At 60.1% G+C, this 12,739-nt stretch carries 12 protein-coding genes; 3 read left to right on the top strand and 9 right to left on the bottom strand.

Annotation, left to right across the window (positions count from 1 at the left end; genetic code table 11):
* Positions 1 to 127: 127 nt before the first annotated feature.
* Positions 128 to 361, bottom strand: a complete 234-nt coding sequence (locus tag ACEN84_RS03845; RefSeq protein WP_413708682.1) for a PAS domain-containing protein — start codon at positions 359 to 361, stop codon at positions 128 to 130.
* A 317-nt stretch (positions 362 to 678) separates the two neighbouring features.
* Here ACEN84_RS03845 and ACEN84_RS03840 point away from each other — a divergent pair, with 317 nt between their 5' ends.
* Positions 679 to 2,127: a PAS domain-containing protein gene (locus ACEN84_RS03840; protein WP_413708681.1), complete on the top strand. Its 1,449-nt coding sequence runs from the start codon at positions 679 to 681 to the stop codon at positions 2,125 to 2,127.
* A 346-nt stretch (positions 2,128 to 2,473) separates the two neighbouring features.
* Positions 2,474 to 2,683 carry a hypothetical protein gene (locus ACEN84_RS03835; RefSeq protein WP_413708680.1) on the top strand — a complete coding sequence of 70 codons (210 nt, stop codon included), beginning with the start codon at positions 2,474 to 2,476 and terminating at the stop codon, positions 2,681 to 2,683.
* A 469-nt stretch (positions 2,684 to 3,152) separates the two neighbouring features.
* Here ACEN84_RS03835 and ACEN84_RS03830 read toward each other — a convergent pair whose 3' ends face one another.
* The 7 genes from ACEN84_RS03830 to ACEN84_RS03800 form a co-directional block, all read right to left on the bottom strand.
* Positions 3,153 to 3,296: a hypothetical protein gene (locus ACEN84_RS03830; protein ID WP_162708699.1), complete on the bottom strand. Its 144-nt coding sequence runs from the start codon at positions 3,294 to 3,296 to the stop codon at positions 3,153 to 3,155.
* A 1,167-nt stretch (positions 3,297 to 4,463) separates the two neighbouring features.
* Positions 4,464 to 6,062 carry an MFS transporter gene (locus ACEN84_RS03825; protein WP_413708679.1) on the bottom strand — a complete coding sequence of 533 codons (1,599 nt, stop codon included), beginning with the start codon at positions 6,060 to 6,062 and terminating at the stop codon, positions 4,464 to 4,466.
* Positions 6,059 to 6,496 carry a DoxX family protein gene (locus ACEN84_RS03820; RefSeq protein WP_130279726.1) on the bottom strand — a complete coding sequence of 146 codons (438 nt, stop codon included), beginning with the start codon at positions 6,494 to 6,496 and terminating at the stop codon, positions 6,059 to 6,061. Before ACEN84_RS03820 ends, ACEN84_RS03825 begins: the two co-directional genes overlap by 4 nt.
* Positions 6,497 to 6,716: 220 nt before the next feature.
* Complete coding sequence (locus ACEN84_RS03815; protein ID WP_413708678.1) at positions 6,717 to 8,594, bottom strand: amidohydrolase; 1,878 nt, start codon at positions 8,592 to 8,594, stop codon at positions 6,717 to 6,719.
* 98 nt (positions 8,595 to 8,692) lie between these two features.
* Complete coding sequence (locus tag ACEN84_RS03810) at positions 8,693 to 8,980, bottom strand: XapX domain-containing protein (protein WP_112717083.1); 288 nt, start codon at positions 8,978 to 8,980, stop codon at positions 8,693 to 8,695.
* A 77-nt stretch (positions 8,981 to 9,057) separates the two neighbouring features.
* Positions 9,058 to 9,747 carry a hydrolase gene (locus tag ACEN84_RS03805; RefSeq protein WP_112717085.1) on the bottom strand — a complete coding sequence of 230 codons (690 nt, stop codon included), beginning with the start codon at positions 9,745 to 9,747 and terminating at the stop codon, positions 9,058 to 9,060.
* A gap of 272 nt (positions 9,748 to 10,019) precedes the next feature.
* The gene (locus ACEN84_RS03800) at positions 10,020 to 10,955 is read right to left on the bottom strand and encodes a VOC family protein (protein ID WP_413708677.1); all 936 of its coding nucleotides are present in this window, start codon (positions 10,953 to 10,955) and stop codon (positions 10,020 to 10,022) included.
* A gap of 117 nt (positions 10,956 to 11,072) precedes the next feature.
* On the opposite strand from ACEN84_RS03800, the gene ACEN84_RS03795 reads away from it, so the two are divergent.
* The gene (locus tag ACEN84_RS03795) at positions 11,073 to 11,972 is read left to right on the top strand and encodes a LysR family transcriptional regulator (RefSeq protein WP_112717089.1); all 900 of its coding nucleotides are present in this window, start codon (positions 11,073 to 11,075) and stop codon (positions 11,970 to 11,972) included.
* On the opposite strand, the gene ACEN84_RS03790 is transcribed toward ACEN84_RS03795, so the two are convergent.
* Positions 11,959 to 12,705 (bottom strand): gamma-glutamylcyclotransferase, encoded by a 747-nt coding sequence (locus tag ACEN84_RS03790; protein ID WP_413708676.1) that lies wholly within the window; start codon positions 12,703 to 12,705, stop codon positions 11,959 to 11,961. The genes ACEN84_RS03795 and ACEN84_RS03790 overlap by 14 nt on opposite strands.
* Positions 12,706 to 12,739: the final 34 nt, after the last annotated feature.

Genomic DNA, 12,739 nt, shown 5'->3' with positions numbered 1-12,739 from the left:
GACGAGGTTCATCTCCCCGCCTGCGTCGCCAAGGCCCCAGCGCCCCGCGTCGCCGACGTGCTCGTTGACGATGAGCGACAGAGGCGTCGCCTTCACGGCCGGCACGAAGTCCGGCGAGGTATCGGCGTCAGGCGAATGTCGTCACGCTTGATCGACTCGATAAAATCGATCGTAAGCTCCCAGTCGAAATCGCCTCACGAATGCGCGACACCGCGGCCCGATCCGTCTCAGCCCGCTGCAAGAGCTGACAGTTCCGGCCGATATGGTCTGCATTAGAACAGCCCGTCAGCTTCTGGAACGCCGCGTTGCAGAAAATAATCGAGTTGTCGTCTTGGCTCGGATCGGTGCCGATCATCGGCATGCGCGCTCCGCGGCCAACGGGTCTTCCCGCACATGCGCATCCGCTAGGCGGTTTCCAGCTGTCCTGGCGTCCAGCCGTCTCTGGTCGGTGTCCTGCATCGTCAGCCTCTGAAAGTCCACACGGTCAGTTTCGGCGCAGGATATGGTCCGCATTTACTCGGATTCGGGGAAGACAAAGAGACGTTGTCGATAGTGTCTATAACCTTTCTTGTCCTGGTTAGAAAAATCCCTCCTCAATCAACCATAACTCCGCCCCGCCTTGCCGTACGCACCTCGCAATTGGTGTGATCAGCCAAGACAGTGACAAGGGAACAAAAGGTGTATACTAACCTGCTAATTGACAGCACCGAAGAACGACGGATCGACCGCGAGATCAGCTCAGGATCAGATCCGTTCGCTGCGGCGATGCGGGCCTCGCGGATGCCGATGATCATCAACGATCCCCGTCGCCCGGACAACCCAATCGTTTTCGTCAACGAAGCCTTTGCCGCCCTCACGGGATACAGCCGCCAGGAAGCGCTGGGACGGAACTGCCGCTTTCTCCAGGGACCCGGCACGAATTCGCACGACGTCGAAAGAATCCGAAAAGCGGTCGCCGATAAACGCCCCATCGAGATAGACCTGCTCAACTATCGTAAGGACGGCTCGCTGTTCTGGAACAGGCTGTTGATATCACCGGTCTTCGACGGCGGGGAACTGACCTATTTCTTCGCGTCCCAGTATGACGCGACTTCGGAGCGGACAGCGCCGTCCCGCCCGGAGCAGCAGGAGCTGGAAGCCACGCTCCAGCGCCGGATCGTCGATCTGACGGCAAGCGAGGAGAAGCTAAACTTCACCCTCAAGGCGGGCGGCCTTGGAGTTTGGACGCTGGACGTCCAGGACGGGCGGCTGGTCTGTTCACCGATCTGCAAGGCGAATTTCGGACGCGAACCTGCCGAGAACTTCACCTACGACGATTTGCGAGCATCAGTGCATCCCGATGATTTGGAACGCTGGAGGCAGACCGTTGCGGCGGCGCTGGCGTCCGATGGCAACCTTCATGTCGAGTACAGGATCATCAAGCCGGATGGCAGTCCGGCGTGGATCGAAGTCCGGGCGGAGACGAAGTTCGACGAGGCGGGACGGCCTTTGCAGATGAGCGGCGTTTCGATCGACACGACCGAACGCAGGCAGGCGAAGGCCTATCGCGCGATGATGGCCCAGGAAATGGGCCATCGGATGAAGAAGATGTTGGCGACCACCCAGTCGATCGTCAATCAGTCGCTGCGTGCAGACCAGTCGATCGAGAGGATGAGGTCGACAATATCGGAACGTCTGGCAGCCTTGTCCCGCTCCGCAGACGTTCTGCGCGGGCGAGAGTTCGAGACGCTCGGCTTGCGCGAGATAGTCGAGCAGGCAATCGCGCCTTTCAACGAGGCCGGCCGCATCGCGTCCGACGGGCCTGACCTCGAGGTCTCACATCGGTCGAATACAAGCCTTTCGCTGGCTCTGCACGAGCTCGCGACAAACGCGGTAAAGTACGGCGCTCTTTCCGTGCCGGATGGCCGCGTCGATATCGACTGGAGTGTCGGTGGAGGCGACTTCAAATTCCGATGGCGCGAATCCGGCGGGCCGACTGTCGTGGAGCCGAGACGACGAGGCTTCGGAACGAAGCTTATTCAGATGCTCGGCGCGAGCCTGCGTGGCGAGGCCGACATCGAATTTCGCCCGGAGGGTCTGTCGTTTACCGTTACGACTTCAAAAGATGCACTAACGCAGCCTTGTTGAACGAGGCGACTGTGACGACGCTGCTCGGTCTACCGCGCTACTCCAGGTCGGTTTTCGTGACATGAAGGCAGCAGCCGCGCCGCCATCCCGACGCTGCTCGCAGCCGCCAAATGGCCTCGCCACTGTTTCAGGTACGGCGGTGACCCCGTCGCACAAAGAGATCGTCGCACAAGCCAAGGCTCAACCCAGCCGCTATCCGTGCGACGATCTCGCTTGAAGAAACGCGCATCGATCGTGTAAATTGTTTCCGGGAGCGCACCTCCACCGCGCTCCATTGAGGCCGTCCAAGCTGCCTCTAACTCTCACCTTGGGCGGTCTCTTCAATCAGTTCGAGTGGGTATCGCCGATGGCAGTTGCAGTGATCGCTAGCCTTGCATCCTTCCTCCTGGGGATGATCACAGTCCGCATGGCCGGGCTTCGGCATGAAGTGATCGGCGGGTTGCTTGGGCTGAGCTGGTTCTGGTGGACCTTCATCTGGCTAATGCAGAATAAGCGGCGTGAGATTGAAGCGATCAAAAAGGAGCTAGATCGAATGTATCGCCGGCTGAACTTCTAAGCTTCATCGCACTCCCGCATAGAAAAAGCCCACGCGAGGGCGGCGCGTGGGCTTTCATTATCTCTGCCAATGGGTTCTGAGGGGAGCAGAGATTGAACGCGTGCGGTTGGGTTTCCATAACGTTCGCTGATTAAACGACTGGGGTAACGTTGGGTTCCATCGAATCTCGGAAAAATGGATTGTACCCATGTTGACAAATCGCTGCGCCCTATTTTAGCAATCCGCTCGTGATGGACCTGAGATAACCATCACGAGAAATGCTGGTGCGCATGAAGAGACCCCGGGATCCAGGGCAAAGGTGGTTCCGGGGTCTTTTTTTGCAAAAAGACGCCGGTGTTTCCACCGGCGCAGTTGGGTCATACAGTTGAGAACTGCCGCCCGACTTAGCAAGAACTGGGGTAGCTTGCTCGAACAGGTAAACAAAGCGCCGGGCGGCATAGAGTCAACCTGCGTGGAGCCTTGAGGTTCCCTAGGCTACGCGTTTTCGCTCTGTTTCTGGTCTCAAGGCCGCATCTTTCGCCATTTGGATCATGTACGCGACAAAAGGTTTGTCGCTCAATTCCGCCAACTTCTTTGCTGCTTCGAGATGATCGACGAGATGAACTTGCGACATATCTACCTCCTGACTGTCCGCATATTCATCTTTGCTAATGAATCTTAAGCGAAGCTTACCATGGGTAGACTTTTTTGGCCTTTGATGCCGCATGGGTAGTATAGAGGAGTTTGCCGCTCGGCATACGCAGGAAGAAACTCTGACAATCGACTGAAAGAGCGCCGAGCGGCAGCGCAATAACTTGCGGTGAGCTTACTGGTTCCAAGAAAAAAGCCACCACAAGGCTTAATTCGTGGTGGCTGCCAAGTCGTTGATGGAGAACGGTTTGCCATCAATGCGATATTGTTATTGGCATTGACTGGCATCTGCAAGAGCGCGGCAACCCGTTCATCATCCATTGGGTAGCGAGGATCCCATCTTCACGCATGTCTAACACCATCTGACAGCTTTCATATGATCGTGCCAACGCGGTCACGGCAGCCGATGAAAAACCTGCGGTCGTTCAAATGCACGCGCCGCTTCATGAGAAGATGAACATGATCCTCGGCGTCTTCCTCAAGGTTTATCAACGACAGGAAGCGGACCGACGCCATCGACGCGGTCGCCGCCGACGGGCGGGGCCCATCTGAGCTGCAGCCCTTTGGACCTCGTCTTTTCGTCGGCAGTCTTCGGTGGGCTTATCGCCTGATGCATACCCCGTGCGAGCCGGTCAAAAACCGAGCCCCGCGTACGGCGAGAGGCCGCTTAGCGGTCGGCCCTCGAACATGCTTATTGAGGGGGCTGAGTTATCACGCGCACCCCACTCTATCTCCTTGGCGTTGGCGTCTTTATCCCGGTCACGAGCGATTTGTCGAGGCGAGCTCCCGTTAGTCAAGATCGATCACCTTGAACTCGCGGCTCCCTTCTCGGAGGTCTCTTCGAGCTGAGATATGTTGAACTTTTCCGGGACGAGGCCGGCGACCGGGTCGACGTAGATCGTCGCGGCAGGTCTACGAGACCCCCATAAAATGAAAGACTAAATTGCGTTGGTCGGCGAGTTAGAAAAGCGCAGCTTTGACTGCGCTTTTTCATTGTCCAGAACCAGCTGCAACACATTCTAAAGCTACGTGGAACCCAGATTGTGCCAGTCTGACATAGAGGTCTTGTCAGACCAGGATCGCATAATGGGCAACGAAAAATCGTTTAAGGCAATGCCCCGGGTCCAGATGTATGTGGCGGGCGAGCTGATCATGCTGCACCTGGTCTGTCGATCGTCAGGAAGTGGCGTACAACCGGCTTTTCGGTGCCCGTATGGTACGCGAGCACCTTGCCCTGCAGGTCTGCATCGGCATGCGAAACGCGCTTGTGCTGGCGAAGATGCTCGGCCCAGGACTCCACCATGAACCATTCCACGATCTTCTCTGGATCGGCGGAATCTTCCGTCACGCCCCAGCCATAGGCGCCATCGCGACGACGTTCCTGGGAGAGCGTGTCGAGGGCGTGCAGAAACGCTTTGCGGTGCTGCTTTTCGACATGATATTCGATCAGGATCAGGACCGGTCCACGGTCATGAGCGACGGGCTCGGCAACGAGAGGCTCCGGCCAGTGGGCCGACGGGACCAGATCGGCATCCCCGGTCGGCAGCTTCACGCGGTGCATGATGAGCCCGGCGACCAGCAGACCGGCCGCGCCGATCACCAGCGCGCCGGAAACGCCAACTGCTTCACCGACGGCGCCCCAGCCAAGGCTGCCGGCCGTCATCGCGCCGTTGAAAACGGTGAGATAGACGGCAAGACCACGACCGCGCACCCAGTTCGGAAGGACAGCCTGAGCGGCACCATTGAGCGTTGTCAGAGCGGTAATCCACGCCCCGCCCAGAAAAAGCAGAGCGATAATGGCAATCGAATTCGAAGGCGCAAGGGCCAGGACTGACATCACGATAGCGGTGGTGATGGCTGCGCCAAGCATCAGGCCATCGGCGCTCAAACGTTCGCGCAGCTTCGGCATGACGAGCGCTCCGCCGATCGCACCGGCACCGACCGCGCCAAGCAGGATACCATAAAAGCTTGCACCACCGCCGAGAAGCTGGCGGGCTACCAGGGGAAGAAGGGCCCAGACCGCACTGGCGAAGGCGAAGAAGATTGCAGCGCGCAGCAGCACGACATGCAACGGGCGGTTTGCACGGGTGTAGCGAAGGCCAGCGCGAAAGGCTCCGAAGAAATTCTCCTGCAAAGCATCATTCGGATTCTTGGCGCGCGGCCACCAGACAAGTGCTGCGATGACGATGATATAGCTCGCGACGTCAGCACCATAGGTGAGACCCGCGCCGAACGCCGCAAGCAGAAGACCGCCTGCGGCCGGCCCGATCGACCGCGCAATATTGATGCCGAGCGAATTCAGCGCCACGGCACTTTTGACGTCTTCCCGTCTGACAAGTTCAGGCACGATCGCCTGCCAGGTCGGCCCCATCAGCGCAGCGCCGATACCGCCGAGAAATGTCAGACCGATGAGGGCACTGACCGAGAGCATGCCCGTCTGGGCAAGAGCCATAAGGCTGATGCTGACAGAGGCGAGCAGCAGCTGGACGGCAATCAGGAACTTGCGCCGGTCGAGAATATCGGTCAGGACGCCGGCCGGGATGGCGAGCAGGAAGATCGGCAGCGTGCCCGCCGCCTGGACCATGGCGACAGCCGCCGGCGAGGCCGAAAGATCGGTCATCAGCCAGGAACTGGCGACATCGCGCATGAAGCTGCCGGTGTTGCCGAGAACGGTCGCAGCCCAGAGGACCGCGAAGACCGGTTGTGCAAGCGGTGCAAAGCTGCCCCCGGGCGACTTTGTGGTGCTCATTGTTCAGCTCCCTTGGTGATATCGAAAATGGTGACGAGGACGAAGGCGCCCGCGAGGCCGAGATGTTCGAAGAAGGCGTTGGTTGCCATCATCCGCTCCATGCCGGCGGGCAGTTCCCAGAAGCGGAGCGCGATGAAGGTCGCAAGGACAGTGAAGCCGGCGAGCGCGAGAGCGCCTACCCACCGGAGCGTGCCAGAGACAACCAGGGCCGACGCAGTCAGCTCGAAGGCAATGACGGCGACAGCAAAGACCGGGGCCGGGTGGAGACCGAAATGCTCCATCTCGGCGATCGCGCCGCCGAAATCGAAGATCTTGGTCAGCGGGCCCTGGATATAGGCGGCGCAAAGCGAGAGCAGCGCGACCGTTCGCACGGCGGGCGCCGAAACGACATCGGCCAGAAGCCTGCGCGAGTTTGAAGGAGAGTGGCTGGTCATCATTGCTCCTGCGATCTGGGCCGGTCGGTTCGAGCGGCGCTGTGTTCGTCTGATGGAGCGATATTGCCGGGAACCATTGCGGCCAACAATTGCATCAATAGTTTCGATTTAATTGCGATAAACGCAATTATTCGCGGGAGTTTTCCCCTCTTATAAAACAAGCCTGGGCAGCGGTCTCCCGCTGCCCAGGCCGATACGTCGTTCGATTATCGCGTCAGCCTCAAACGGCCCAGCAGGAGCAACCGAGTGCGCCGAAGAAGCCCTTGAGATCCGCGATCGGCAGCTTCGAGGTCCAGGCACCGGCATGGTCGTGGCTATGAACGCCGCAGTCGCTGGCGCAGCCGCAGGTGGAGATGGCCGTGCGGCGCAGCGAGCGTGCGCCCGCCCCTTCGGGTTCGCCCCAGGCAGCGTAGCCGCCGAACTTGCGCACCGGAGACCAATCCGGCATGGCGGGCGGGATATTGCTTTCGTCGTAGTTGGCGAAGTCACCCGAGCCGTAGACGATCTTGCCGCCGACCATCGTCAGATCGGAGGTCAGGAACGAGATCTCGTCCTCGGCGCAGGTGAAAAAGTCCTTGCTTGGCACCACGAGATCGGCGAACTGGCCTTTCTCGATGCGGCCCTTCTTGCCCTCTTCGTTGGAGAACCAGGTGACCTTTTCCGTCCACATCCTGAGCGCGGTCTCGCGGTCGAGGCAATTGGCACGCGGATAGAGCTGCATGCCGCCGACCGTTTTGCCCGTCACCATCCAGGAGAGCGATACCCACGGATTGTAGGAGGCGACACGCGTCGCATCCGTGCCGGCCGAAACATTGACGCCCTTGTCGAGCATGCGGCGGATCGGCGGCGTGGCCTCGGCAACGCCGTGGCCGTAACGCTCGACGAAATATTCGCCCTGATAGGCCATGCGATGCTGGGTGGCGATACCGCCGCCGAGTGCCGCGATACGGTCGATCGAGCGCTCCGAGATGGTCTCGGCATGGTCGAAGAACCAGTTGAGGCCCTCGAGCGGAATGTCCTTGTTGACCTTCTCGAAGACATCGAGCGAGCGCGAGATGGTTTCGTCATAAGTGGCGTGCATGCGCCAGGGCCAGCGGTTTTCGGCGAGAACGCGCACGACTTCCTCGAGCTCGCCTTCCATCTCCGGCGCCATTTCCGGGCGCGGCTGGCGGAAGTCCTCGAAATCGGCGGCGGAGAAGACCAGCATCTCGCCGGCACCATTGTGGCGGAAGTAGTCGTTGCCCTGCTTGTATTTGACCGAAGACGTCCAGTTGAGGAAGTCTTCCTTCTCCTGCTTCGGCTTCTGGGTGAACAGGTTATAGGCGAGACGAACTGTCAGCTGATTTTCGTCGGAGAGCTTCTGGATGACCTCGTAGTCATCGGGATAGTTCTGATTGCCGCCACCGGCGTCGATCACACCGGTAACGCCGAGACGATTGAGCTCGCGCATGAAATGTCGGGTGGAATTGACCTGGTAGTCGAAGGGCAGCTTGGGGCCTTTTGCCAGCGTCGAATAGAGAATGCCGGCGTTCGGCTTGGCAAGCAGCATGCCGGTCGGGTTGCCGTTGGCGTCGCGCGTGATCTCCCCGCCGGGCGGGTTCGGTGTGTCGCGGGTATAGCCGACGGCGCGGAGCGCAGCACCGTTCAAAAGCGCGCGGTCATAGAGATGCAGCAGGAAGACCGGCGTATCGGGCGCAACCGCATTGATCTCCTCGATCGTCGGCAGGCGCTTTTCGGCGAACTGGTGTTCGGTGAAGCCGCCGACGACGCGAACCCATTGCGGGGCCGGCGTGATCGCTGCCTGACGCTTGAGCATGTCCATCGCGTCAGCCAGCGAACGAACGCCGTCCCAGCGCAGTTCCATGTTGTAGTTCAGACCACCGCGCACGACGTGGGTGTGGTTGTCGATCAGGCCGGGGAGCACGCGCTTGCCCTTGAGGTCGACGATCTTGGTGTCGGGGCCAGCGAGCGCCATGATCTCGGCGTCGGTGCCGACTTCAAGAAAGGTCCCGTCCTTGATAGCGACTGCGCTGGCAGTTGGATTGGTGCGATCGAGCGTGGTGATCAGACCGTGGTGGAGGATGAGGTCGGCGAACATGGGAAATGCTCCTGGCTTTATTATTAAGATTGATTTCAACGCCTTGCGCCGGGATCGACGGGCTGGGGCCCACCGCAAGCGAATCTCCTCTCGCGGTGTCAGCTATCGGACTTGTGCTGATCGTGGCGAGACAGGACAACGTCGTTGCGGCTCTCGCCCTTCGGCATATGGCCGAACATGTGCGGCTTGATCTGGTTGATCCAGGAGACGGCTGCGGGCTCCCTGGCGATCAGCGTCTTGGCGAAAGGAATGAGCTGTTCGCCAACCAGAATGCCAAGCAGGCCGACAAGGGCCACGATCGGCGGCGCGGGAGAGCGAACATTGAGCAGGCTGTAGACGATACCGACCAGAAGACCGGCGCCGATGGAAAGAATGTAGAGTTTCATGGGGGCATCCTCGACTGTGAATGAAGCCGCCTCCGCATCCGGACGTGCGATCCTGCGGAAGCGGCGGTGATGGGTGATTACTTGGCTGGGTTCGGGCCGATGCGCTTGCCGTGGCTGACGCGCTCGGCGCCGCCGTGGACATGCGTGACCGCGTAGTCGATGCCCATGCCGTAGGCGCCGGAATGTTCCTTCACCAGCGACGTGACCGCGTTATACGTCTCCTTGCGTGCCCAGTCGCGCTGCCACTCAAGCAGGACCTGCTGCCAGGTCACCGGAATTACGCCCGCCTGCACCATGCGGTCCATAGCGCGATTGTGGGCTTCCAGCGAGGTGCCGCCGGAGGCGTCGGCGACCATGTAGATCTCGTAGTCCGGGACGTCGTTGAGAGCGGAAAGCGCGAACGTCGTGTTGCACACTTCCGTCCAGAGACCGGAGACGACGATCTTCTTAGCGCCGCCGGCCGCATTCTTGGCAAGGGCGTCACGAACGTTCTGGTCGTCCCAGGAGTTCATCGACGTGCGCTCCAGAATGTCGTTCTCGGGGAAGACGCCGAGCAGTTCCGGGAAGGTGTTGCCGGAGAAGCTTTCCGTCTCGACCGTGGTGATCGTGGTCGGGATGTCGAAAATCCTGGCGGCCTTGGCGAGACCGACGACGTTGTTTTTCAATGTCTGCCGGTCGATCGACTGGACGCCGAAGGCCATCTGCGGCTGCTGGTCGATGAAGATGAGCTGGCTGTTTGCCGGGGTCAGGACTTGGAGCTTGGACATGGTACTTTCCTCGTGGTTGCGGCCCGCATGGGGTGCCTGAAAATCGATAGCGGCGGGCGGGAGCTTCCTGGCCCGCAGGCCGTTTCGCTCGCCGTCCTGGCTGCTGAAATCAAACCTAGCGTTCGACGCCGCGCTGCAGAATTGCAATAATTCTATTGAATGAATTGCGAAAAATGAAATAACCCTTGAGGATGCATGGGTCTGGATGTGCACGAAGGGCCGCGATCCTTGCCGATCGCAGCCCTCGTTGTCGTCAGATGTCTGGTGTGCTCCTACGCAGCCAGGGGCACGAGGTTGGATTCTATTTCAGCGCGCATTGCCTCATAACGGCTGGGCAGCTTGAGCACCTCTCCGAGATGGGCGGTGTCCTCGTCTCGATTGAAGCCCGGTTCGTTCGTTGCGATCTCGAACAGAACGCCACCGGGCGTGCGGAAATAGATGGCCCAGAAATAATCCCGGTCTATGACCGGCGTGACCTGGTAACCGGTATCCATCAGAGCCTTGCGCACTTCGAGCTGCTTTTCACGGTTGTCGACGGCGAAGGCGATGTGGTGAACGGATCCGGCGCCCTGCCGGGCAAAGGGCGTCGTTGGCAGGAGCTGAAGGTCGATCGTGTCGGCGCCGTTTCCGCCCGGAATGATGAAGCGCGTGACGTCGCCTTCCTTTTCAGCGCGCTGGTAGCCCATGAACCCGAGCAGTTCTTCCGTCGCAGCCGTATCGTGCAGGCGGAAGCGAGCGCCGGCAAAACCGCGGATAGCAGCATCGTCCGGGATACCGCGACCAAGCCAGGGGGACGAGCGGCGGTCGTCGGCCGCTTCGATCAGCGCCAGGCTGTCGCCGTCCGGGCCCATGAAGCGAAGCCGCCTGGCTCCGAAGATTGTGTCTGCTTCCAGCCCATCGACGCCTTGCGAGGCCAGGCGGTCGCGCCAGAATTTCAGCGAACCTTTCGGCACGGAAAATTGCGTCTCGCCGACCTCGCCGACCCCGGGGCGGCCAAGCATCATGTTCTGAAAGGGAAAGTAGGTCATCACCGTCCCGGCGCTACCGGTCTCGTCGCCGTAATAAAGGTGATAGACGCTGGGATCGTCGAAGTTCACCGTCTGCTTGACGCGGCGCAGGCCGAGCGTATTTGTGAAGAAGTGGTTGTTCTGGCGTGCGTCCGACGCCATAGACGTTACGTGATGCAGTCCCTTGATGTCCTTGATCATGTCGATGCCTCTCTCTCAGCACGGATGATTGTTGTGTGAAGGCAATCTAGGCCCGTTGATGACCAGGCGGAATTGCAATACTTGTTTTGAACGAATTGCGATTTTTGAAATAATGATATGAACGACTACAAGGCACTCCGCACCTTCCTCCTCGCCGCTGAGAAGCGGAACTTCGCCCAGGTGGCCCGCGAACTCGACATGACGCCCGCTGCCGTAACGCGAGCCATCGCCGCCCTGGAGGCAGAGCTCGGCGTTCAGCTCTTCGTGCGCACCACGCGCCAAGTGTCCCTCACCACCGACGGCGCGATCTTTGCTGCGCAGATCCAACCCGCGGTAAAGACGCTGGAGGATGCCCGACGCGAAGTGATGAACGCCCACAAAGCCGAGGAAGGACGCCTCAGGATCAGCGCACCGACCTGGTTCGGGAAGGTCGTGCTGCCGACGATCCTTTCCGGATTCAAGGAGCGCTATCCGAAGATCAGCTTCGAGATCTCCCTGTCTGACGGCCTGATCAACATCGTCGACGACGATTACGACCTGGCGATCCGCATCTCCTCGCAGCCCTCCGACAAGTTCACGATCTGGAGGAAGATCCGCGTCGTGCCGCGCATCCTTGTTGCCGCGCCCGGCAGCCGCTTCGTCACCATGTCGCATCCCAACGAACTGACGCCGGACGATTGCCTTGCCTATAGTGGAGAAAGCCGGCGGGAGAACTGGGTTCTGTCGGACGGTGGCTCAAGCATCGCAATATCGGCGGGACGAGCGTTCAGCGCCAATAGCGGCGAGGTGCTCGCGGACATGGCCGCAGACGGGGCAGGTGTCGCCCTGCTTCCGGGGTTCAACATCGCCGAGCACATCCGCAGTGGACGGCTCGTGCATGTGTTCAAGGGATGGGCGCCGCCAGATCTGTGGCTCACCCTTTACTATCCGCCCTACCAGGCTCTGCCGCCGCGTATTGCCTCCTTTTCGAAATTCTTCGAAGAGCAGGTGGCGGCGCATATGGTCATGCTGGATTGACAGGTAGCGGGAGAGCCTGAAGCTTCGTTGCCACAAGTTCCTGTAACTGCCATAGGTTCCGGTCGAAGATTTGGCGTTCTGCAAGATCAACGACGGTGCGATGCAGGTATTCCGCACAAGACCCGGCCGGTCCGCAGGCCTGGGCAATCAGCGCCGCCGCCTGTTCGAGAGGTACCTTTTGGGTCAGTGCTGACCGCGTCGGGCTTGCCCAGAATGTCAATGCGCGACGGGGTCCTGCCGGTGTCCGGACCGTGACCCAACGGACCATATCGCAAACTTCGACATAGCGGATTTCGCGGGCCAGGAGCCTACGTAGATCTTCCTTCTTCGACGCGCAGGCAAGCTTGAGGATCAGGCCGGTGCAGCTTCCTCCCGGCTGAAGGGCAAGCATAAGACCCGGCGCATCCGAGGTCGCCCGCAGCCGTTCGATCCTCAATGCGAACGCACGGTGCCATCCGAACGCGACGGCTCTTTCGAAGCCCGCCACGTCGAACCCGGGGTTCCACATCAGCGAGCCATAGGCAAACACCCAAATCTCTTGATCGCGCGCTTCCTCATCGACCCTCTGGACGAGCTCCTCGAGCTGGTTGGACGAGATGGGCGTCCAGTTCGGCTCCGGACCTTCGTCCGTAACAGTCCTCAAGGTCCTGGCAACGAGATCCGTGGTCAGATGCAGGGCGGATGATGGCGATCTTATCGTCGCTGAATATGGTCTTGGCATCGGGAAACCCATCAGGAAAGGTTCGCCGCGGCAGTGCATCACCCCG

This window comes from Rhizobium sp. Rhizsp82 (assembly GCF_047325115.1).
GTDB lineage: Bacteria > Pseudomonadota > Alphaproteobacteria > Rhizobiales > Rhizobiaceae > Rhizobium.
This window is presented reverse-complemented; position numbering and strand designations above follow the sequence as displayed.

What these genes read in the sequence shown, in the direction of transcription:
- ACEN84_RS03845 (WP_413708682.1), bottom strand. Translation starts at nt 361, where the DNA reads ATGCCGATGATCGGCACCGATCCGAGCCAAGACGACAACTCGATTATT.
- ACEN84_RS03835 (WP_413708680.1), top strand. Translation starts at nt 2,474, where the DNA reads ATGGCAGTTGCAGTGATCGCTAGCCTTGCATCCTTCCTCCTGGGGATG.
- ACEN84_RS03830 (WP_162708699.1), bottom strand. Translation starts at nt 3,296, where the DNA reads ATGTCGCAAGTTCATCTCGTCGATCATCTCGAAGCAGCAAAGAAGTTG.
- ACEN84_RS03825 (WP_413708679.1), bottom strand. Translation starts at nt 6,062, where the DNA reads ATGAGCACCACAAAGTCGCCCGGGGGCAGCTTTGCACCGCTTGCACAA.
- ACEN84_RS03820 (WP_130279726.1), bottom strand. Translation starts at nt 6,496, where the DNA reads ATGACCAGCCACTCTCCTTCAAACTCGCGCAGGCTTCTGGCCGATGTC.
- ACEN84_RS03815 (WP_413708678.1), bottom strand. Translation starts at nt 8,594, where the DNA reads ATGTTCGCCGACCTCATCCTCCACCACGGTCTGATCACCACGCTCGAT.
- ACEN84_RS03810 (WP_112717083.1), bottom strand. Translation starts at nt 8,980, where the DNA reads ATGAAACTCTACATTCTTTCCATCGGCGCCGGTCTTCTGGTCGGTATC.
- ACEN84_RS03805 (WP_112717085.1), bottom strand. Translation starts at nt 9,747, where the DNA reads ATGTCCAAGCTCCAAGTCCTGACCCCGGCAAACAGCCAGCTCATCTTC.
- ACEN84_RS03800 (WP_413708677.1), bottom strand. Translation starts at nt 10,955, where the DNA reads ATGATCAAGGACATCAAGGGACTGCATCACGTAACGTCTATGGCGTCG.
- ACEN84_RS03795 (WP_112717089.1), top strand. Translation starts at nt 11,073, where the DNA reads ATGAACGACTACAAGGCACTCCGCACCTTCCTCCTCGCCGCTGAGAAG.
- ACEN84_RS03790 (WP_413708676.1), bottom strand. Translation starts at nt 12,705, where the DNA reads ATGGGTTTCCCGATGCCAAGACCATATTCAGCGACGATAAGATCGCCA.